We start from the raw sequence: 20,327 nt of genomic DNA, 5'->3' as shown, positions 1-20,327 counted from the left end.
TAGTGGGGGGTGAAGGGAGCGCATGCAACCATGGCCAGCGACAGTCAGGGCTATAGCGACGGGTTCTGGTGGTCGAACGACGGTTTGCGGCTGCATTTCCGCGATTATCCGGCGGCGCCCGAGCATGCGCATCGTCCGCCGATCATCTGTATTCCAGGCCTGACCCGTAATGCGCGCGATTTCGAGAAGGTCGCCGAGCGGCTGGCGGGCGCGTGGCGCGTGATCTGCGTCGATCTGCGTGGGCGCGGCGACAGCGCCTATGCCAAGGACCCGATGAGCTATGTGCCGCTCACCTATGTCCAGGACATGGAGGCGCTGCTGCGCGAGCAGGCGATCGAGCGCTTTGTCGCCTTCGGCACCTCGCTTGGCGGCCTCATCACCATGCTGCTCGCCTCGACCCGGCCGGGCCGGGTGGTCGGCGCGCTCTTGAACGATGTCGGGCCGCAGCTGGAGGCCGAGGGGCTGGCGCGCATCCGCGATTATGTCGGCCAGGGCCGCTCTTTCCCCACCTGGATGCACGCCGCTCGGGCGTTGTCGGAAGGGCAGGGACCGGTCTTTCCCGGCTATGGCGTCAGCGAATGGCTCGACATGGCCAAGAAGACGATGAAGATCGGTCCCGGTGGTCGTATCGTCTACGATTATGACATGAAGATCGCCGAGCCCTTTGCGGTTCCAGGCGGCGAGGCGGGGGTCGATCTGTGGCCCGCGCTGACAGGGCTCGCTCCGGCGCAAGTGCTGATCGTGCGCGGCGCATTGTCCGATGTGTTCGCCGAGGCGACAGCCAAGCGGATGCTGACGATGCTGCCGCATGGCGAGTTGCTTACGATCGCGAACAAGGGCCATGCGCCCTCGCTCGAGGAACCCGAGGTGGTGCAGGCGATCGACCGGATGCTGGCAAAAGTCGATGCGGCGGCGCTTGCGACCCAGGCCTGAGCGGCTATAGCCCTGAAATCATGAAGTCGACCACGCGGCCCGCGCGCATCCTGCATCTGCACAGCACCTTCGACCTTGGCGGCAAGGAGGCGCGGGCGGTGCGCCTGATGAACCATTTCGGCCAGGCAGCGCAGCACACGATCCTGACCGCCGTGCCCGACGCACTCGGCGCGCGCGCGGCGATCGCCCCCGGCATCCGCGCCGATTTCCCGAACAATGCGCCATCGCTGGCAGGCAAGCCGAACCTCGCGCGCTACCGCAAGTTCGCCGACTATTTCGCCAATTTCGACCTGATCCTGAGCTATAACTGGGGCGCGATGGACGGTGTGATGGCGCGCACGATCTTCAATTCGATCACGCCGCTGCCGCCGGTCATCCACCACGAGGACGGGTTCAACGAGGACGAGGCGGTCAAGCTCAAGGCCAAGCGCAACTGGTTCCGCATGGTGGCCTTGGCGCGCACCGATGCGCTGGTCGTGCCTTCGCACACGCTCGAACAGATCGCGCTCAAGGTCTGGAAGCAGCCCGACAGCCGGGTGCGTCGCATCTCCAACGGAATCGATGTCGCCGCTTATGCCAAGCGCCCGCAAAAGGGTGCGATCCCCGGCTTTCAGCGCCGCGATGGCGAGATCGTCATCGGCACATTGGCAGGGCTGCGCGCGGTCAAGAACCTGCCGCAGCTGGTGCGCGCGGTCGCCGCGCTCGATCGGCCGGTGCGGCTGGTGATCGTCGGCGAGGGGCCCGAGCGCGCGGCGATCGAGGCCGAGGCGGCGCGCCTCGGTATTGCCGACCGGCTGCTGATGCCCGGCTTCCTCAAGAACCCCGCGCGCTATGTCGGGCTGTTCGATATCTTCGCGCTATCGTCGGACAGCGAGCAGCAACCGATCTCGGTGATGGAGGCGATGGCCGCAGGCCTGCCGGTGGCCGCGCCAATGGTCGGCGATGTCGCGCATATGGTCGCGGCCGACAATGCGATCCTGCTCGGCGAACCGGGCAGCGAAGCGGGGCTGATCGACAATCTGCGACGCCTGGCGGAAGATCCGGCGCTGCGCACCGCGCTCGGCAACGCCAATCGCGCGAAGGCCGAGGCCGAGTTCGACGAGCGCCTGATGCTGGAACGCTATGCCGCGCTTTACGGCCGCGCGATGGGCAGGCCCGAATTCGGGCGCTGAGAGGGCGCGTCAGCTCCGCATGATCGCTTCGGCAGCATTGCTCGCCAGCCGGTCAGCGCGCTCGTTCTCGGGATGGCCGGCATGGCCCTTGACCCAGTGCCATTCAACCGTGTGCCGCGCGACCGCGCCGATCAGCTCATGCCACAGATCGGCATTACGCACCGGCTTTTTCGAGGCGGTCTGCCAGCCATTGCGTTTCCAGCCATCGACCCATTTGGTGATGCCGTCCTTCACATAGCTGCTGTCGGTATAGAGCAGCACATGGCAGGGCTCGATCAGCGTATCGAGCGCACGGATCGCCGCCATCATCTCCATGCGGTTGTTGGTCGTGTCGCGCTCGCCGCCCGACAATTCCTTTTCGTGCTTGCCATAGCGGATGATCGCGCCCCAGCCTCCCGGGCCGGGATTGCCCTTGCACGCGCCATCGGTGTAGATTTCGACCGTCTTCATCTCTGCTCTATCCATGCCCCAGACCGATAGGCCGGTCAGCCGAACAGCCCCGCATGCGCAGGGTCCGCATAGAATGTCAGCCGCCGGGCAAAGGCCATCGGATCCTTGCGCGTCACCAAAGCATCGGGCGGCGTATTAATCCAGTCATAAGCGCGGCTCAGAGTGAAGCGGAGCGCCGATCCGCGTGCCAATATGGGAAGCGCCTGTATTTCCTCGGGATTCAGCGTCAAATTGGCGTGATATCCCTGCAAGAGCGCCTCCGAAACGGCCGAATCGAAGCTGCGGCCATCGGGCGAGAAGCACCAGGCGCTGTGCGTCACCGCAAGGTCATAGGCGCGTGCATCGCGGCACGAGAAATAGAAATCGATCAGCCCGGAGACACGATCGCCCAGCATCAGCACATTGTCGGGGAACAGATCGGCATGGATCACCGATTGCGGCAGGTCATGCGGCCAATGTGAGGAGAGAAAAGCAAGCTCGCTCTCCACCAGGCCCTCCAGCGCCGGATCGATCTGCTGCCACTGCCCAGCGCATCTGCCTGCCAGATCGTGCCAGCTGGCAAGCCCCATGCTGTTGGCCCGCGCGCCGCCGAAATCCGCGACCGCATGGTGCATCTTCGCCAGCGCCTCGCCCGCCGCATACGCCTGGGCCGGGCTGGGGGCCGTCAGCGATATGCCTTCGAGAAACTCGATCAGGCAGGCGGGGCGTCCGGCGAGCTCGCGGATCTGCACGCCGCCCCGATCGGCAATCGCGCGCGGCACGCGGCAGCCGCGCGCTGCCAGATGATCGAGCAACGCCATGAAAAAGGGCAGGTCTTGCGGATCGACGCGCTTTTCGTAGAGCGTCAGGATGAAGCGATGGCCATCCTTGCCGCCGCGCGTCTCGACCAGGAAATTGCTGTTCTCGACGCCTTCGGCAATGCCCTTGAAGCTGATCAGCTCGCCGGTGTCATAGTCGTCCAGAAACCGCGCCATCATCTCAGCGCTGACATGCGTATAGACGGCCATCAGGCAGCATCGGCCTCGCTGGCCAGGGCGCGCGGCAGCTTGAAGGTGATGCGCTCGTCCACCGTCTTGACCCGTTCTTCGGTGACGTCGAAATGGCGGCCCAGCATGTCTACGACCTCGCGCACCAGAATTTCGGGTGCGCTCGCCCCGGCGGTCAGGCCCAGCGTCTTGACGCCTTCGAACCAGCGCAGCTCGATCTCGACCGCGCGCTGGATCAGCTTGGCGCGGGTGCCTTCGCGCTCGGCGACCTCGACCAGGCGCAGCGAGTTGGAGCTGTTGGGTGCGCCGATCACTAGCACCAGATCGCAGTCATCGGCCATCACCTTGACCGCAGCCTGGCGGTTGCTGGTGGCATAGCAGATATCCTCTGCCTTCGGGCCGACGATCGCGGGGAAGCGTGCCTTCAGCGCAGCGATGATTTCGGCGGTATCGTCGACCGACAGCGTGGTCTGGGTGAGAAACGAGAGCTTGGTTTCATCCTCGAATGCCAGCTTCCCGACATCCTCGACCGTTTCGACCAGGGTCATGTGCCCGGGCTCGACCTGGCCGAAGGTTCCGACCACCTCGGGATGGCCCTTGTGGCCGACAAAGATGATGTGGCGTCCCGCCTCGACCTGGCGCTCGGCCTGGCGGTGGACCTTGGAAACGAGCGGGCAGGTCGCGTCGAGATAGTTGAGACCGCGCTCGGCCGCCTTGTGCGGCACCGCCTTGGGCACGCCGTGCGCGGAGAACACCACCGGCACGCCATCGGGCACCTCGTCCAGCTCCTCGACGAACACCGCGCCCTTGGCCTTCAGGCTGTCGACGACGAACTTGTTGTGCACGATCTCGTGCCGGACATAGACCGGCGCACCATATTTGTGGAGCGACAGCTCCACGATCTCGATGGCGCGATCGACGCCCGCGCAAAAGCCGCGCGGCGATGCGATCTTGACGAGAAGCGGAGGCTTGGCGGTTTCGCTCATGTTCAGAAAGGCTTTCGTAGTTCGTCAGGACTCTTAGGCGAAGCGGGGGCTGGTGGGAAGCCTGTCCCGGCAAGCCTGCCCATATTGCGCCGGGAAGGTGCGCCAAATCTGGCCGTTGCGCCGCGCGGCGTCGGCAGATAAGGAGCGATGCACTGTGGCCTCGAAGGATTTCTGTTTGCATATGCCCAATCTGCCCATCAAACCGTCGATCGCCATCATGGGGGCGGGGCTTGCGCTGCTCGGTCTTGCGGGCTGCGCCGAAAAGAACCAGCTGGTGGTGGATACGGGCGTGGGCGTGACGTCCTCGCTATCGGCCTGCCCCAATACCGCAATCCCCGAACATACCGGCGACGTGACCGTGTTCAATCCGCCGAGCAGCCGCGATGCCGCTGCGATCGACGTCGTTGCCACCATCACCAATGTGCGTCCGGCCTGCGACGAGACCGGCGCGGAAATCTATGCGACCGCCACGTTCGACGTGCTGGCGCGGCGCAGCGACAACCGGGGCGCACGGACGGTGACGCTGCCCTATTTCTCGACCATCATGCGCGGCGGCAACACCGTCGTTGCCAAGCGGCTGGGTTCGGTGACGCTCAATTTCGCCGATGGCGAATATCGCGCGCAGGCCCAGGCGAGCGGTGCTGGCTATATCAACAAGGCGGCAGCAACGCTGCCCGAGGACATTCGCGAACGCATCACCCGCCGCCGCAAGTCGGGCGATCCCGATGCGGCGATCGATCCGCTGTCGATCCCCGAAGTGCGCACCGCATTGCAGCGTACCAGTTTCGAACTCCTGCTCGGCTTTCAGCTGACCCAGGAACAGCTGCAATATAACGCGACCCGATGAATCTCACGCAGTCCTCTCTCCTTCAGGGGAGAGGATACATGGCCTTGTCAGCTTGCTGACCTAGGCCATGTTGGAGAGGGGAGCCGCGCTGGCGGTTCGCTCTTGCCCCTCTCCGACTGCGACTAGGCCTGCAAGCAGGCCAAGTCTCGTTGTCCTCTCCCCTGAAGGGGCGAGGAGTCTGGATGACAAGGCCAACATCATGACACTCTACACCCGTTTCACCCAGCATCTGCATGAAGCGCTCGACGCGCTGGAAGCCGCCGGCACGCTCCCCGCGGGGCTCAATCGCACTGCCGTGACCGTCGAGCCGCCGCGTGATCCGGCGCATGGCGACCTTGCAACCAATGCCGCGATGGTGCTCGCCAAGCCTGCTTCCACCAATCCGCGTGCGCTGGCCGAGGCGCTGGCGGCGGAACTGGGCAAGATCGATGCGGTCACCGGGGTCGAGATTGCCGGACCCGGCTTTCTCAACCTGCGCCTCGCGCCCTCGGTCTGGGCGGACGAACTGAACGCCATCGCCGCGCTGGGGGCGGATTATGGACGCTCGCAGCTCGGCGCGGGCAAGACGGTGAACATCGAATATGTCTCGGCCAACCCGACAGGGCCGATGCACATGGGCCATTGCCGCGGCGCGGTGGTCGGCGATGCGCTCGCGACCCTGCTCGAATATTCGGGCCACAAGGTGATCCGCGAATATTATATCAACGATGCAGGCGGCCAGGTCGATGTGCTCGCGCGTTCGGTGCACTGGCGCTATCGCGAGGCGCTGGGCCTGGAAAGCGGCGAGATGCCCGAGGGCCTGTATCCGGGCGACTATCTGGTGCCGCTGGCCAAGGAACTCGCCGCCGAGCTCGGCGATGCCCAGGCGAACGCGCCCGAAGCCGACTGGCTCGCCTCCTTCCGCAAGCGCGCGGTCGCCGCGATGATGGACATGATCCGCGCGGATCTCGCGCTGCTCGGCATCCATCACGACGTGTTCGCGTCCGAAGCCGAATTGCAGGCAGCGGGCAAGCCCGAGGCGGCCGAAGCCGTGCTGCGCGAAAAGGGCCTGGTCTATGACGGCGTGCTCGAAGCGCCCAAGGGCAAGGTGGCCGAGGATTGGGAGCCGGTCGAGCTGCCGCTGTTCCGCTCGACCGCGTTCGGCGACGATCAGGATCGCCCGATCCGCAAGTCGAACGGCAGCTGGACCTATTTCGGCGCGGACCTCGCCTATCATTTCCAGAAGCTGCAGGATGCCGACGAGCTGATCGACATCTGGGGCGCGGATCATGCCGGTACGGTCAAGCGGATCAAGGCGGCGGTCGCGGCGCTGACCGACGATGCCGCGCGGTTCGACGTCAAGCTGGTCCAGATGGTCAAGCTGATGCGCGGCGGCGAGCCGCTCAAGATGTCCAAGCGCGCGGGCAATTTCGTCACGCTGGCTGATGTCGTGAACGAGGTCGGCAAGGATGTCGTGCGCTTCACCATGCTGACCCGCAAGGCCGATGCGCAGATGGAATTCGACTTCGAGAAGGTGGTCGAGGCATCGAAGGACAATCCGGTCTTTTATGTGCAGTACGCGCATGCGCGCATCCATTCGATCCTGCGCAAGGCGGCAGGCGAGGGGCTTGCGCCGTCGGCCGAGCATCTGGACACGCTGGGCACCGAAGAGCAGGCGCTGATCGCGCTTGCGGCGCAATTCCCGCGCATCGTCGAAGCTGCCGCGCTCAACCGCGAGCCGCACCGGATCGCCTTCTATCTGGGCGATCTGGCAGCCGCCTTCCATGCGTTCTTCAATCTGGGCAACGATCGCACCGACAAGCGTATCGTTCTGGCGCATGACCCCGAGACCAGTGGCGCAAGGCTTTTCATGGCCGCAAATATCGGGCAGGTAATCGCCAACGGCCTGGGTCTGATGGCGGTGGAGGCGGCGACGCAGATGTGACGCCGCGCCTGCTGGGGCCAGGCACTTGCGCGAATATGGGGCGGATCGATGAGCAACCGGCTGGATGATGGCATGGATGGCGAGCTGAGGGACCAGCCGCTCGGGCTGGACGCCGATGACGACCGGCTGCCCTGGCTCGAATCTGTCGATGACGTGCCGTCGAATGACGGCAATGGCGCCCGGATTCTCGGATTTGTCCTGATGGGCTTGGTCGGACTGTCGATCGTGCTTGCGGCCATCTACTGGCTCGGCGGATCGGGCAGCGCTCCAGAAGGCGATGGCAGCCTGATCGCTGCGCCCAAGGGTGATTACAAGGTGCGCCCCAAGGACAGCCAGGAACAGAAGGTCGAGGGCACCGGCGATTCGAGCTTTGCGGTCAGCCAGGGCGAGCAGCCGACCGGCCAGCTTGCCGACGCTGCAGGCGCCCCGCCGCCTGCGGGCAGTGCGCTGGTGCAGCTGGGCGCCTATACCGACGAGGCCAGCGCGCTCGACGGCTGGGGCAAGCTCACCCAGCGGCACGAGGTGCTCTCGGGCCTCAACCGCCGCATCGTCCAGGCGACGGTCGATGGCGGAACCGTGTTCCGCCTGAGCGTGGTGCTCGACACCCCCGCCAGTGCGAACCAGGTTTGCGACCAGCTGAAGAAAGCTGGGCAAAACTGCCTCGTCGTGCGTTGATTTACCGGGCGGTCCGGTCGTAAACCGGGGCGCATGAAGCCCGTTATCTTCGGCCTTGCCGGCCACAGACTGTCGCCTGACGAAGCCGCCTTTTTCAAGGACAGCCAACCTGCGGGCTATATCCTGTTCGGGCGCAATATCGACACGCGCGCGCAGGTCCGCGCGCTCACCGACAGTTTGCGCGATCTGCACGGCGATAACCGGCTGCCGATCCTGATCGATCAGGAGGGCGGGCGCGTTTCCCGGATGAAGCCGCCCGAATGGCTGGCCTTTCCGCCCGGCGCGGCATTCGACAAGCTTTACGACATTGCACCGGCAAGCGCGATCGAGGCGGCACGGGCGAATGCCGAGGCGCTGGCGCTGGATCTGGCCGAGGTCGGCATCACCGTCGACTGCCTGCCGCTGCTCGATGTCGCGATTCCCGGTGGCACGCCCGCGATCGGCGACCGCGCGCTCGGCCAGGAACCGCTGCGGGTGGCCGCTTTGGGCCGCGCGGTGCTCGACGGGCTGAAGAGGGGCGGGGTGCTGGGCACGATCAAGCACATGCCGGGCCATGGCCGCGCGATGGTCGACAGCCATATGGAACTGCCGCGCGTCACCGCCAGCGAGGCCGAGCTGGAGCAGGACATCGCCCCGTTCCGCGCGCTCAACCAGGCCGAGATCGGCATGACCGGGCATATCCTCTTCGAAGCCTGGGACCAGAAGCGCTGCGCGACGCATTCCGAGTGGATCATTCAGAATATCATCCGCCAGCGCATCGGCTTTGACGGACTGCTGCTCAGCGACGATCTCGACATGAAGGCGCTGGCCGGCGAGGTGCCCGACCGCGCCGCCCGCGCGGTTGCCGCGGGATGCGACATCGCGCTCAACTGCTGGGCGCGGATGGAGGAGATGATCGGCATCGTGAACGCGCTTCCCGACATCTCGGACGCCTCGCGCGCGCGGCTCGACCAGGCAAAGGCCGCGATCGCCCCGGTGACCGACTGGTCGCATCAGGCGGAGCTGATCGCCCGGCGCGACGCGCTGCTGGCGCTGGCGTGAACGAGACCGACCTCATCACCGGCGCGCCGCCATCGGCGCTCGATCCGGCGGGGGGCGACTATATCTTCTTTCGTGAACCCGTGCCCGCCGCGACCGCGGCGGCCGAGGCGCTGCTGATCGATGTCGATGGCTGGGAAGGTCCGCTCGATCTGCTGCTCGATCTCGCGCGGCGGCAGAAGGTCGATCTGCGCCAGATCTCGATCCTCGAACTCACCAACCAGTATCTCGGCTTTATCGAGAGCGCGACCAGCCTCAAGCTCGAACTCGCCGCCGATTATCTGGTGATGTCGGCCTGGCTCGCCTATCTCAAGTCCGCGCTTCTGCTGCCCGGCGATCCCGAGGTTGAGCCTTCACCCGAAGAGCTCGCACTGCGGTTGCAATTGCGTCTGCAACGCCTGTCGGCGATGCGCGAGGCGGCGGCGCGGCTGCTGGGGCGCGACCGGCTGGGCCGCGATGTCTTTGCCCATGGCCAGGCCGAGGGGCTGCGGCTGCTCACCCGCACGCGGCACGATTGCTCGCTGTTCGACCTCTTGAGCGCCTATGGTCGCGTCAAGCAGCGCAGCGAGCCGGTGGTGCACATGGTGAAATCGCGCAAGGTGATGACGCTGGAAGATGCGCTCGCTCGTCTGTCGTTCATGCTCGGCACCGCGCTCGACTGGACCGAACTCAGCGCCTTTCTGCCCGAGACCGCCGATCCGCAGCTCAGGCGGTCGGCCAAGGCCTCGACCTTTCTCGCGCTGCTCGAACTGGCGCGCCAGGGGCGGGTCGAACTGGCGCAGGAAGGGGCGTTCGCGCCGCTTCAGGTGCGCAAGGCCGGATGAGCGGGCCCGATCCCGTCGTGCGGGCGGTGGAAGCGGCGCTGTTCGCCGCGACCGAGCCGCAGACGTTGGAACAGCTCCGCGCGCAGATCGGCGACGAGGCGGACATAGCGGGCGCGCTGGAACGGCTTGCCAGCGATTATGCCGGGCGCGGGGTCGAGCTGGTCGAGCGCGGCGGGCGCTGGCATTTCCAGACCGCGCCAGATCTCGCCTGGCTGCTGCGGCGCGAGACCGAGCAGACGCGCAAATTGTCGCGCGCGGCGACCGAGACGCTGGCGATCATCGCCTATCACGAGCCGGTCAGCCGCGCCGAGATCGAGGCGATTCGCGGCGTGCAGGTGAGCAAGGGCACGCTCGACGTGCTGATGGAAGAGGGCTGGGTCGCGCCCGCCGGGCGTCGCGAGGTGCCGGGCAGGCCGCTGATCTATGCCACGACGCCCGCGTTCCTCACCCATTTCGGTCTGTCCAGCCGCCGCGATCTGCCGGGTCTGGAAGACCTCAAGGCTGCCGGGCTGCTCGATCCGGTCGATCTCGCCCTCGAAGGCGCGCTGGGCACCGACACTACGGACGACTTATCCGAAGAATCGGATTCATTGCTGGAAATGCCGGGCGAGGGGGACTAGATAGCCGCCGAGGCCTTCAGGAGATTTGCCATGGGATCCTTCTCCCTGATGCACTGGGTTATCGTGCTGATCATCATCGTCCTGCTGTTCGGCGGCGGACGCATTTCCTCGATCATGGGTGACGTTGCCAAGGGCATCAAGAGCTTCAAGAAGGGCATGGCCGACGATGACGACCAGCCTGCCCCGCCCGTGCGCCCCGTGGCGCAGATCGAGGCGACTCCGGCGCGCACCATCGACGGCACTGCGACCAGCACGACCGAAGAGCGCAAGCCCGGTTGATTGTTCGGCTGGTCTGGCGCACCGGCCCGCATGAAGGCGTGACCATGTCATGATGGACATCGGATCGACCGAATTGCTGATGATTGTCATCGTGGCGATCGTGGTGATCGGCCCGAAGGATCTGCCGCGCGCGCTCTACAAGGTTGGGCAGGTGATCGGCAAGGCCAAGGGTATGGCGCGCCATTTCCGCAGCGGCATCGACGCGATGGTGCGCGAGGTCGAGCTGGAGGAAATGGAAAAGAAGTGGAAGGCGGACAACGAGCGCATCATGCGCGAATATGCCGCCGCCAATCCCTCTGCCGCTCCGGTTGCAGCTTCGTCGCCGACGCCAGCACCCGAGCCAGCCCCCGCGATGGAACCGCTGCCCGAGCCTCCCGCTGCGCTTGCTGCACCCGCAGCGCCCGCTGCGCCCGTCACCGAGGGTGAGCGATGAGCGCGGCCGAGGACGATATCGACGCCTCGCGCGCGCCGCTGCTCGATCACCTGATCGAACTGCGCCAGCGCCTCGTCCGCTGCGTCATCGCGCTGCTGGTCTCGTTCGGCGTCTGCTTCTATTTTTCCGAGCATATCTTCTCGTTCCTCGTCGTGCCGCTCAAGGAAGCCTTTGGCGATGGCGGCGGCAAGCTGGTCTATACCAAGCTGTACGAGGCATTTTTCGTGCAGGTGAAGGTCGCGATCTTCGCCGCCTTCTGTCTGTCCTTCCCGGTCATCATGAACCAGCTCTGGGCGTTCGTCGCGCCGGGGCTCTACCGCCAGGAAAAGCGCGCGCTGCTGCCCTTCCTGTTCGCGACGCCGGTGCTGTTCACAGCTGGCGCGGCGCTCGCTTATTATGTGGTAATGCCCACGGCCTTCCATTTCTTCCTGAAATTCCAGGGCCAGGCGGGCGGTCTGTCGATCGAGGCGCTGCCCAGCACCGACGCGTATCTCTCGCTGGTGATGCAGTTCATCCTCGCCTTCGGGATCAGCTTCCTGCTGCCGGTGCTGCTGATGCTGCTCAACCGCGCCGGCATCGTCAGCCGCGCACAACTGATCAGTCTGCGCCGCTACATGATCGTCGCCGCGTTCATCGTCGCGGCGGTGCTCACCCCGCCCGATGTCGTCTCGCAGCTGATGCTCGCGATCCCGCTGGTCCTGCTCTACGAGCTCAGCATCCTTGCGATCTGGTTCACCGATCGCAAGGCGGTGAAGGATAAGCCTGCCGAGGAAGGCACCGAAGCGCCAACGGCTGCTCAGTCGGAACCCGCCGAATAGCTATTTGCGCAAGGCGTCCACGCACGCCGCGCGATCTACCGACTGGCCGTCCTTGCGCCGCGCATCGACATAGGTCGCGATCTGCGCTCCCCCTGCGCCTTCGGGATAGAGAAACACGTCGAGCACGCAGGCATTGCCGACGAATTGCAGCTTGCGCGCGTCGAATTCGCGTACGTCGAGCCGGGGCGTGCCGAACATCCGCTCGAGATCGCGCTGGCCCTTGCCCAGCACCGCCTCCAGCCCCTTGGTCGGCAAGGTCGTGCTGCGCGCCGGGAGCGTGGGGCGCACCGGTGCGACCGTCTTTTGCGGCGCGGCACAGGCGGCGAGGCCAACGCTGAGCGCGAGCACGACAGGATAACGCATCAGACCTTCCCCCCGGCCGCGCGCTGGTGAAAAAGGTGCGTGGCCATCGCGGCGGCTATAATCGGCGCGAGCAGATTGACCAAGGGGACCAGCAGCAGCAGATTGGCAACCAGCCCAAGCACGAAACGGCTGGTCCGGGATGCGCGTTCGAGCCCCAGATGCGGGTGCCGCGCCGCGACCATCTCGTCGAGATCGCGCCCCACGAGCACCGCGTTGACCGCCAGGAACAGCATCGGCGCGCCCACCCCGGTGAACAGCAGTATCAACGCAAAAGGCAGCGCGATGGCGTTATAGAGCAGCGCACGCATCAGGCTGCGCAGCGCCATCGCGATCGAGGGGCCGATCGGCAGGTCGCGCGCGCTTGCGGCGGCTTCAGGGTAATGCTTGCGCTCCACCGCGATCACGATGCGGTCGGCGAACAGTTGCAGCACCGCGATGGCCACCACACGCCACCAGAACCAGAAGGCGATGATCGTCGCCACCGCCGCGAGCACGCCGGTCCACGCGGCATAGTCGGAAAGCGGTCCGCCATATTGTACCATCGCCCAAGCCAGGCCCTGCCACAGCGCCCATCCGGTCGCGACGAAGATCAGCACCGCACACAGGATCGTCCAGAACAGCGCGCCCAGGATCGCGCGGTCGCCCAGCTGGCCCAGGCTCTTGAAAAACGCGTTCAGCATCGTGCCGCCTGTGTCGGGCAATTCGCCTGCCCGGTCAATCGCGCCGCATTCGGGCTTGAACCGCTGGCTTCAAGTCGATAGGCGCGCGGCAACCGTTTTTCCGCCAGATCGAAAGCACAGCCTTCATGACCAGCCCCCGTTTCGACGTCCTCGCCATCGGCAATGCCATTGTCGACGTGATGGCCCCCGCCGATGATGCGCTGCTGGCAAAGGAAGGCCTGACCAAGGGCGGCATGATGCTGATCGATGCCGACCGTGCGACCTCGCTCTACCAGGCGATGGGCCCGGCGCAGGAAATCAGCGGCGGTTCGGCGGCGAACACGCTGGCCGGCATGGCGGCGATGGGCTGCAAGTGCGCGTTCATCGGCCAGGTCGCCGACGACCAGCTCGGCGAAGTCTTCGCGCATGACGTGCGCGCGCTCGGCATCGATTATGCAACGCCCGTGCGCGTCGGAAGCGAAGTGCCGACCGCGCGCTGCCTGATCCTGGTGACCCCCGATGGCCAGCGCACGATGAACACCTTCCTCGGTGCATCACAGTTCCTGCCCGCCAGCGCGCTTGACGCCGCGATGATCCAGGATGCGGCGGTGCTGTATCTCGAAGGCTATCTGTGGGACCCCGAAGAGCCCCGCGCCGCGATGCGCGCTGCGATCGATGCCGCCCGCTCGGCCGGTCGCAAGGTCGCCTTCACCCTGTCCGATGCGTTCGTGATCGACCGCCACCGCGCCGATTTCCTCGATCTGCTGGACAAGGGCCAGATCGACATCCTGTTCTCGAACGAGGCCGAAATCTGCTCGCTGGCTGAGGTCGACGATTTCGAGGCGGCAGTCGCCAGCGTTTCGGCCAAGCTGCCGACCCTGGTCGTCACCCGCAGCGAGAAGGGCGCGATCGCGATCCATGACGGCCAGCGCTACGCCGTCGCCGCCGAGCCGATCGACAAGGTGGTCGACACCACCGGCGCGGGCGACCTGTTCGCCGCCGGCTTCCTGGCAGGACAGGCGCAGGGCCGCGACGTGGAAACGTCGCTGCGGATGGGCGCCATCGCCGCCGCCGAGATCATCTCGCACTTCGGCGCGCGCTCGTCGGCGGACCTGAAGGCGCTGGTGGCGCAGAAGCTGGGCTGAGGGTGCAAGATCCGGGGATGATCGCCGGACAGCTGACACATTGGAATGGTAGCCGGAAGCCGCAGCGTTTTGCGGCTTCTGGTCATGCCTCCGTTTGGCAGGCTTTACTCATTGAATCATTGTAGCAAGCTGTGTGGTTAGCGGGCAATCGCATTTCGTGGTTCTTCGAGAAGTTGTCGATCACAATTTGTTAACGTATCTGCTGTGTCGCAATAACCTTAGAAGGCAATAAATCACTAGATCAATAGCGAAGCCGACAACCAAGATTGCGTTCAATAGAAGGAGCATTCCGGCCAAAAAGAAGCCGCTACCCTTGCTCAGACCTATCCAGTCAGCCGCTGCATCAAATCCGAACATTAGAAATGCCGCCAAAGCCACAGCTGCAAGCCCCAATATGGCAATGTAGGACACAGACCTTGGCGCAAGCTGCTGCTGCTCCTGATCGGAATAGCCCATAAGCTGACACCTCGGCATTTGACTGACGAGGACTTGTAACCCACCCTACCACGTCTGCAACGGGGTCGCTTGCTGATTGGCAGGTATATTACAAGGCATCGCCAAAGCTGAAACCCCTATCCGGTCAGCGTCAGTTTGTCGAATGCCCCGCGATACGGCCAGCGTGGGCGCGGGGCCTTCGACGACGCGGGCTGAAGCCCGCTTCTCAGGCTGAGCGGGGGTGGGTAGCGGCATTTCCGCGGAATGGCCGGATTACAACAATGGACCGGAGTGCGTTCCCCTCCCTTGCAGGGAGGGGGGTAGGGTGTGCGGATGAGGCGTTTCTGAAAGGCCACTCATTGGTCATTCCCGCGAAAGCGGGAATCCCGCTTTTGCGCTGCCGCTGTTTATAAAAGCGGGACCCCCGCCTGCGCGGGGGTGACGGATAACGATGGTCTGGAAAAACAAAACCCGCAGCGGAGCATGACGCTTCAACGCCTGGGGCAACCATGAAATGAGAGGGGCCGCCGGGAGTCTCAGCTCCCCGCGCGGCCCATCACATGGTCAGCGGCCGGAAGTGCCGCCTTCGAAGTGTATGTCGCGCTTGTTGAAAGCGCCTGCCCTGACCAAAGGGCAGAAGGCTATCAGCCGCGAACACTCCGAATGGACTTGACCGACCCTCGTGCTGAACCATGAGACATCGGATCACCTCCTTTCGCTATGTTGAAACCAAGTGAAGGGCCATTCGCAAAAACCCGATTTTACTGGGGTTTCTGACGATCTGTATTCCTTGCACCCCTTATGTGAATCATCACTGCCGCCACGGCAAGTCTTGTATTTCATTTTTTTCCGGGTAACCATCTCGCGCTCGCAAAACGCCGTGCGCGCGGTTAAGAACCGCCCCCATGGCCGAGCAGAACCCCCGCCCATCGCCCGACAAACCGCGCAAGGCGCGCATCGATCAGTTGCTGGTCGATCGCGGGCTGGCGGAGAGTCGCTCGCGCGCGCAGGCGCTGATCCTGGCGGGGCTGGTCTTCGCGGGCGAGCGCAAGGTCGCCAAGGCGGGGGAGACGATGATGAGCGATGCCGCGATCGAGGTGCGTGGGCGCGATCACCCCTGGGTGTCGCGCGGCGGCATCAAGCTGGCGCATGCGCTCGACCATTTCGGCATTGATGTGACCGGCATGACCGCGATCGACGTCGGATCGTCCACCGGCGGCTTTACCGATGTGCTGCTGACGCGCGGCGCGGCGCATGTGTTCGCGGTGGACAGCGGCACCAACCAGCTCGCCTGGAAGCTGCGCCAGGATGACCGGGTGACGGTGCACGAGCAGACCAGCGCGCGCATCCTCACCGACGCGCATATCACCCGCCCCATCGATATCGTGGTGTGCGATGCGAGCTTCATCGCGCTCGACAAGGTGCTGCCGGTGCCGATGTCCTTCGCGAAGCCAGGCGCGTGGCTCGCGGCGCTGATCAAGCCGCAGTTCGAGGTCGGCAAGGACCAGATCGGCAAGGGCGGGGTGGTGCGCGATCCCGCGCTGCACGCGGCGGTGTGCGACCGGGTGATGCGCTGGCTGGAGAGCATCGACTGGCCGGTCACAGGGCTGACACAAAGCCCGATTACGGGCCCGAGCGGCAATATCGAATTCCTCGTCGCAGCGCAGAAAGGGCGCAGCTGCTGACCCGCAACGGCACGGAAAACCTTGGTAAACCCTGCTGGCGTGCGCCAAACGAATCCGATATGCGAAGGGTCAAGCCCTTTTCTGGGCAGGAGAATCCGCCTCGATGAATGAAATTGCCTCTCCCATGCAGCTTCGCCTCGCCTTTGTGCGCTGGGCGCTGCTGTTCGTGCCACTGGTCGTTCTGCTCGGCTTCGGGGTCAGCAATTTTTCCGGATCGGGCGAGGAGAATCGCTGGTTCCAGGCGCTGGTAAAGCCCGAGGCGCAGCCGCCGGGTGCGGCGTTCGGCATCGCCTGGTCGATCCTGTACGTCATGATGGGCCTTGCGCTGACCGTGGTGGTAACCGCGCGCGGTGCGCGCCTGCGCGGTCTTGCGGTACTGCTGTTCTTCGTCCAGCTCGCGCTTAACCTCGCCTGGCCGATCTATTTCTTCCGCATGCACCAGGTGTCGGGCGCGTTCTACCTGCTGGTCGGCGTGTTCGTGGCGGCCTTTGCCACGACGATCGTGTTCGGGCGCATCCGTCCACTCGCCGCGTGGCTGATGGTGCCCTATCTCGCCTGGCTGTGCTTTGCCTCGGTGCTCAACAAGCAGATCGACGAGCTCAACCCTGATGCCGAGCAACTGGTGGTGCCGCGCGATGCGCAGCGCATCCAGCTCGCCCCGCCGAGCCAGTAAGGCCGGTTGCGATTGGCGCTGATGGTCCCCACATGCTAGATGTGCGGGACATGTGGACGCGGGACGCGTCTTTCCCCAAGGAGTAAGACATGCAGAACAAGTCCGAATTCGGCGGCGATTTCGCCAAGTTCATCAACGGCCTGGCCGGTACCGTCGCAGGCATGAGCCGCGAGGCGGGCGAGAGCGCACGCGAGCGCACCCGCGAGTGGATTGCGGGTCTCGATTTCGTCAGCCGCGAGGAATTCGAGGCGGTGAAGGAAATGGCCGCCAAGGCGCGCGAGGAGGCGGACAGCCTGGCCGCACGCGTCGCGGCGCTGGAAGCGGCGCTTTCGGCCAGGGCTGCGGGTGGCGGCGAGTAAGGTCGGATCAACCCTGCTTATCCACAGTTTTTGAACAGACTTCGAGACAAGGCGGACGGTGGCCCATCGTCCGCCCATTGCGCGCAACCGGGCATCGGGTCATCTTGGAACATGTGCCATGGGGCGCGAAAGGAATTTCATGAACGAACAGCAGCTTGACCTGGATCGGGAGGAAGCCGCGCCGGTCGACATGCTGGCCGCGCTGTTCGAAGCGCGCGGCTGGCCGTGCGAGATGGTGGGCGAGGACGAGCTGCTGACCGAGGTCAAGGGCAGCTGGACCAGCTATCAGCTGCGCGCGATCTGGCGGCACGAGGACAATGTGCTGCAGCTGCTTGCCATGCCCGACATCCGCGTGCCCGACGACAAGTTCGCGGTCATCTGCGAGGCGCTGGCGCTGATCAACGAGCAGCTGTGGCTGGGCCATTTCGACATCTGGTCTAACAGCGGCGTCGTACTCTATCGCAACGGCATGATGCTGGGCAGTGATGCCATGCTCGGCCTCGACCAGGCGCAGCTCGCGGTCGAGGCGGCGATCGACGAGTGCGACCGCTTCTATCCGGTGTTCCAGTTCATCCTCTGGGGCGACAAGAGCCCGCAGGAAGCACTGGCGGCGGCGCTGATCGACACCCAGGGCGAGGCTTGAGCGCTACAGGGCTGACGCCTGACCCTCATCCGTTTGTCCCGAGCGAAGTCGAGGGACGGTATCGGGAACGGTTGCGCAACGTCCCTCGACACGCTCGGGACAAACGGAGTTAGGTGTGCTGAGCGTTTTTCCCCAATCCCTGCTGGTTATCGGCTCGGGCAACATGGGCGGTGCGATGCTGCGCGGATGGTTTGCACAAGGGCTCGATCCCGCAACCGTTACCGTGGTCGATCCCGCCCCTCGAGACCTGCCCGCCGGGGTCCGCCACCTGACCGAGATCGATCCCGGCATTTCCGCGCCCGACTGGCTGCTGCTGGGAATCAAGCCGCAGATGCTGGGCGATGTCGCACCACAGCTGGCGGGGATCGACCTGTCGCGGGCGCTGGTCGTCTCGATGCTTGCGGGGGTGGAATGCGCGGGGCTGCGCGCTGCGCTTCCGCACGCCCGCGCGGTGGCGCGGATCATGCCAAACATGGCGGTCAGCATCGGCCAGTCGGTCACCGCGCTCTATGCCGACGGGCTGGACGATGACGACCGCGCCGGGCTCGAATCGTTGTTCGGCATGCTGGGCACCGCCGAATGGCTGGTCGACGAGGCGCAGATGCACCTTGTCACCGCGCTCAGCGGCTCGGGCCCTGCCTATCTGTTCCGCTTCATCGACGCGCTGGGCAAGGCGGCGGAAGGTCTCGGCATGCCCGCAGACCAGGCCGCGCGCTTCGCGATGGCGATGGTGCGCGGTTCGGCCGAGCTGGCGCACCGTTCCGACGAGAGCCCTGCCGCGCTCGCCGAACGCGTTGCCAGTCCTGGCGGCACCACCCGCGCCGCGCTCAACGTGTTCGATGCCGACGCCGCGCTCGACCGGCTGGTGGCCGAAGCCGTGGCAGCGGCGGCGAAGCGCAGCGTCGAACTGGGTCAGTAACCGCTCAGCCGCAGGGCAGGTCGTAGAAGGTTCGGATCTTCGTCCAGGCCTCGTCCGCCGTCTCGACAAAGCTGAACAGGTCGAGATTGCCCGGCGAGATCACGCCTTCCTCCGCCAGCGCCTCGAAATTGACGACGCGGTTCCAGAAATCCTTGCCGAACAGCATGATGGGGATCGGCGCCATCTTGCCCGTCTGGATCAGCGTCAGCAGCTCGAAGAATTCGTCGAACGTGCCGAAGCCGCCCGGGAAGACCGCGACCGCGCGGGCGCGGAGCAGGAAGTGCATCTTGCGCAGCGCGAAATAGTGGAACTGGAACGACAGGTGCGGGGTGACATAGCGGTTGGGTGCCTGTTCGTGTGGCAGCACGATGTTCAGCCCCACCGAATCCATGCCGACATCGGCCGCGCCGCGGTTCGCGGCTTCCATGATCGAAGGGCCGCCGCCCGAGCAGACGACGAACTGGCGCTTGCCGTCCTCGACGACGCCGCACTCGCTGGCCAGCTGCGCGAGCTTGCGCGCCTCGTCATAATATTTCGCCTTGGCCACCAGCCGTTCGGCAACCTTCTTTTCCTCGGGGCTGCGCGCGGCCTCGACCATGCCTTCGGTCTTGTCGGGCGCGGGGATGCGTGCCGAGCCATAGATCACCAGCGTGGAGCCGATTCCGGCCTCTTCGAGCAGCATCTCGGGCTTGAGCAGTTCCAGCTGGAAGCGCACCGGGCGCAATTCCTGGCGCAACAGGAATTCGGTGTCGCCAAAGGCCAGCCGGTAGGCCGGGTCCTGGGTCTGGGGGGTGTCGTGAACCGCGCGTTCGGCGGTCTTGGCGTCTTCGGCGGCGCGGCGAAAGCGCGGCTCGGTCAGGTCTTTCTTGGTCATCGCCCGCAATTAAGGGGCGATCGCCTTATCGGCAATAGCCTTGGCCGCTCATGTCGACATGCAGGTGATCGCGATGCGCGGCATTGTATTCGGGGCCCAGCACCGTTCCGAAGCGCTTGCAGGCGCTTGCATGAATGGTGCGCAGGAATGCGCGCTCCTGATTGCTGCCGTTCCACCCGTCCTTCACCGAGATGCGGCGGCCATCGGCCAGCACGAACCCGGCAATGTCGATGGCATTGGCATGCGCATGCTGCGAGAGCTTGAGCGAGCCGGCGATGTTGCGGCAGGAATAGCTGCCCATGGTCTCGATCTTGACGAGCGGGCTGCCCAGCATCTGCTCGGCGGCGCGGGCAATGCCATATTGCGCCCATCCGGCAAAGCGCTGCGCCAGTTCGCAGCGCACCGGGCCGATATTGCTGATCGCCAGCTCGCTGCGCCCGCGGCTGGCTTCCATCAGGCTGATTGCGGAGAGGCGCACGCTGCCGAGCTGCGAGCAGCCTGCGCCGAAGGTCTGATCGGGCACCGGCGTGAAGCGGACCTTGGCCTGGCTGAGCTGGCTGAGGCATTGGCGCGTGTCGGCGAGCGGC

General features: G+C 65.2%; 25 protein-coding genes. 17 read left to right on the top strand and 8 right to left on the bottom strand.

The features are described from left to right. The first annotated feature begins 30 nt into the window (after positions 1-30). Complete coding sequence (locus AX735_RS16305; RefSeq protein ID WP_066282391.1) at positions 31-933, top strand: alpha/beta fold hydrolase; 903 nt, start codon at positions 31-33, stop codon at positions 931-933. A 20-nt stretch (positions 934-953) separates the two neighbouring features. Beyond that, positions 954-2,105 (top strand): glycosyltransferase family 4 protein, encoded by a 1,152-nt coding sequence (locus tag AX735_RS16300; protein ID WP_066282390.1) that lies wholly within the window; start codon positions 954-956, stop codon positions 2,103-2,105. A gap of 9 nt (positions 2,106-2,114) precedes the next feature. Here AX735_RS16300 and rnhA read toward each other — a convergent pair whose 3' ends face one another. From rnhA to ispH, 3 genes are read right to left on the bottom strand one after another with little or no spacing between them, the layout of a single operon-like run. Further along, on the bottom strand, positions 2,115-2,555 hold the full coding sequence (gene rnhA / locus AX735_RS16295) for a ribonuclease HI (protein ID WP_066212669.1): 441 nt from the start codon (positions 2,553-2,555) through the stop codon (positions 2,115-2,117). Between the two features lie 35 nt (positions 2,556-2,590). Continuing rightward, complete coding sequence (gene thrB, locus AX735_RS16290; protein WP_066282388.1) at positions 2,591-3,562, bottom strand: homoserine kinase; 972 nt, start codon at positions 3,560-3,562, stop codon at positions 2,591-2,593. After that, positions 3,562-4,527, bottom strand: a complete 966-nt coding sequence (ispH, locus tag AX735_RS16285; RefSeq protein WP_066212659.1) for a 4-hydroxy-3-methylbut-2-enyl diphosphate reductase — start codon at positions 4,525-4,527, stop codon at positions 3,562-3,564. Before ispH ends, thrB begins: the two co-directional genes overlap by 1 nt. A gap of 181 nt (positions 4,528-4,708) precedes the next feature. Between ispH and AX735_RS16280 the strand changes: the two genes are divergently transcribed. The 9 genes from AX735_RS16280 to tatC all read left to right on the top strand — a co-directional run bounded on the left by AX735_RS16280 (position 4,709) and on the right by tatC (position 11,985). After that, positions 4,709-5,374, top strand: a complete 666-nt coding sequence (locus AX735_RS16280) for a hypothetical protein (protein ID WP_066282386.1) — start codon at positions 4,709-4,711, stop codon at positions 5,372-5,374. 199 nt (positions 5,375-5,573) lie between these two features. Next, on the top strand, positions 5,574-7,298 hold the full coding sequence (gene argS / locus AX735_RS16275) for an arginine--tRNA ligase (protein WP_066282384.1): 1,725 nt from the start codon (positions 5,574-5,576) through the stop codon (positions 7,296-7,298). A gap of 48 nt (positions 7,299-7,346) precedes the next feature. After that, entirely contained in the window at positions 7,347-7,973 is a 627-nt protein-coding gene (locus tag AX735_RS16270; protein WP_066282380.1) for an SPOR domain-containing protein, read from the top strand. A 33-nt stretch (positions 7,974-8,006) separates the two neighbouring features. Next, positions 8,007-9,014 (top strand): beta-N-acetylhexosaminidase, encoded by a 1,008-nt coding sequence (gene nagZ / locus AX735_RS16265; RefSeq protein WP_066282378.1) that lies wholly within the window; start codon positions 8,007-8,009, stop codon positions 9,012-9,014. After that, the gene (locus AX735_RS16260) at positions 9,011-9,835 is read left to right on the top strand and encodes a segregation and condensation protein A (RefSeq protein WP_082751163.1); all 825 of its coding nucleotides are present in this window, start codon (positions 9,011-9,013) and stop codon (positions 9,833-9,835) included. The genes nagZ and AX735_RS16260 overlap by 4 nt, the downstream gene beginning before the upstream one ends. Continuing rightward, positions 9,832-10,455, top strand: coding sequence for an SMC-Scp complex subunit ScpB (gene scpB / locus AX735_RS16255; protein WP_066282376.1), 624 nt, complete (start codon positions 9,832-9,834; stop codon positions 10,453-10,455). Before AX735_RS16260 ends, scpB begins: the two co-directional genes overlap by 4 nt. Positions 10,456-10,485: 30 nt before the next feature. After that, positions 10,486-10,734 (top strand): twin-arginine translocase TatA/TatE family subunit, encoded by a 249-nt coding sequence (locus AX735_RS16250; RefSeq protein WP_066282375.1) that lies wholly within the window; start codon positions 10,486-10,488, stop codon positions 10,732-10,734. Between the two features lie 49 nt (positions 10,735-10,783). Next, positions 10,784-11,167 carry a Sec-independent protein translocase protein TatB gene (tatB, locus tag AX735_RS16245; RefSeq protein WP_066282374.1) on the top strand — a complete coding sequence of 128 codons (384 nt, stop codon included), beginning with the start codon at positions 10,784-10,786 and terminating at the stop codon, positions 11,165-11,167. Beyond that, positions 11,164-11,985, top strand: coding sequence for a twin-arginine translocase subunit TatC (gene tatC, locus AX735_RS16240; RefSeq protein WP_066282372.1), 822 nt, complete (start codon positions 11,164-11,166; stop codon positions 11,983-11,985). The genes tatB and tatC overlap by 4 nt, the downstream gene beginning before the upstream one ends. Here tatC and AX735_RS16235 read toward each other — a convergent pair whose 3' ends face one another. Together AX735_RS16235 and AX735_RS16230 are read right to left on the bottom strand one after the other, a co-directional pair. Next, a complete protein-coding gene (locus AX735_RS16235) occupies positions 11,986-12,348 on the bottom strand; it encodes a hypothetical protein (protein WP_082751162.1) in 363 nt (120 codons plus the stop codon). Beyond that, positions 12,348-13,028: an EI24 domain-containing protein gene (locus tag AX735_RS16230; protein WP_066282413.1), complete on the bottom strand. Its 681-nt coding sequence runs from the start codon at positions 13,026-13,028 to the stop codon at positions 12,348-12,350. Before AX735_RS16230 ends, AX735_RS16235 begins: the two co-directional genes overlap by 1 nt. A gap of 125 nt (positions 13,029-13,153) precedes the next feature. Between AX735_RS16230 and AX735_RS16225 the strand changes: the two genes are divergently transcribed. Next, the gene (locus AX735_RS16225) at positions 13,154-14,152 is read left to right on the top strand and encodes an adenosine kinase (protein WP_066282366.1); all 999 of its coding nucleotides are present in this window, start codon (positions 13,154-13,156) and stop codon (positions 14,150-14,152) included. Between the two features lie 180 nt (positions 14,153-14,332). On the opposite strand, the gene AX735_RS16220 is transcribed toward AX735_RS16225, so the two are convergent. Beyond that, entirely contained in the window at positions 14,333-14,608 is a 276-nt protein-coding gene (locus AX735_RS16220; protein WP_066282364.1) for a hypothetical protein, read from the bottom strand. A gap of 884 nt (positions 14,609-15,492) precedes the next feature. Between AX735_RS16220 and AX735_RS16215 the strand changes: the two genes are divergently transcribed. The 5 genes from AX735_RS16215 to proC all read left to right on the top strand — a co-directional run bounded on the left by AX735_RS16215 (position 15,493) and on the right by proC (position 18,866). After that, positions 15,493-16,272 carry a TlyA family RNA methyltransferase gene (locus AX735_RS16215; protein ID WP_066282363.1) on the top strand — a complete coding sequence of 260 codons (780 nt, stop codon included), beginning with the start codon at positions 15,493-15,495 and terminating at the stop codon, positions 16,270-16,272. A gap of 103 nt (positions 16,273-16,375) precedes the next feature. Then, a complete protein-coding gene (locus tag AX735_RS16210; RefSeq protein ID WP_066282362.1) occupies positions 16,376-16,945 on the top strand; it encodes a TspO/MBR family protein in 570 nt (189 codons plus the stop codon). Positions 16,946-17,034: 89 nt separating this feature from the next. Continuing rightward, on the top strand, positions 17,035-17,304 hold the full coding sequence (locus AX735_RS16205; RefSeq protein ID WP_066282360.1) for an accessory factor UbiK family protein: 270 nt from the start codon (positions 17,035-17,037) through the stop codon (positions 17,302-17,304). Between the two features lie 139 nt (positions 17,305-17,443). After that, entirely contained in the window at positions 17,444-17,947 is a 504-nt protein-coding gene (locus tag AX735_RS16200) for a YbjN domain-containing protein (protein WP_023839217.1), read from the top strand. Positions 17,948-18,062: 115 nt separating this feature from the next. Further along, positions 18,063-18,866, top strand: a complete 804-nt coding sequence (proC, locus tag AX735_RS16195; protein WP_082751161.1) for a pyrroline-5-carboxylate reductase — start codon at positions 18,063-18,065, stop codon at positions 18,864-18,866. Positions 18,867-18,870: 4 nt separating this feature from the next. Here proC and AX735_RS16190 read toward each other — a convergent pair whose 3' ends face one another. Continuing rightward, positions 18,871-19,740, bottom strand: coding sequence for an LOG family protein (locus AX735_RS16190; protein WP_066282353.1), 870 nt, complete (start codon positions 19,738-19,740; stop codon positions 18,871-18,873). 25 nt (positions 19,741-19,765) lie between these two features. After that, positions 19,766-20,327, bottom strand: a 562-nt coding sequence (locus AX735_RS16185; RefSeq protein WP_066282349.1) for an extensin family protein, incomplete at its 5' end; no start/stop codon positions are given.

Origin of the sequence: Blastomonas sp. CCH1-A6, assembly GCF_001556365.1 — a bacterium.
GTDB lineage: Bacteria > Pseudomonadota > Alphaproteobacteria > Sphingomonadales > Sphingomonadaceae > Blastomonas > Blastomonas ursincola.
This window is presented reverse-complemented; position numbering and strand designations above follow the sequence as displayed.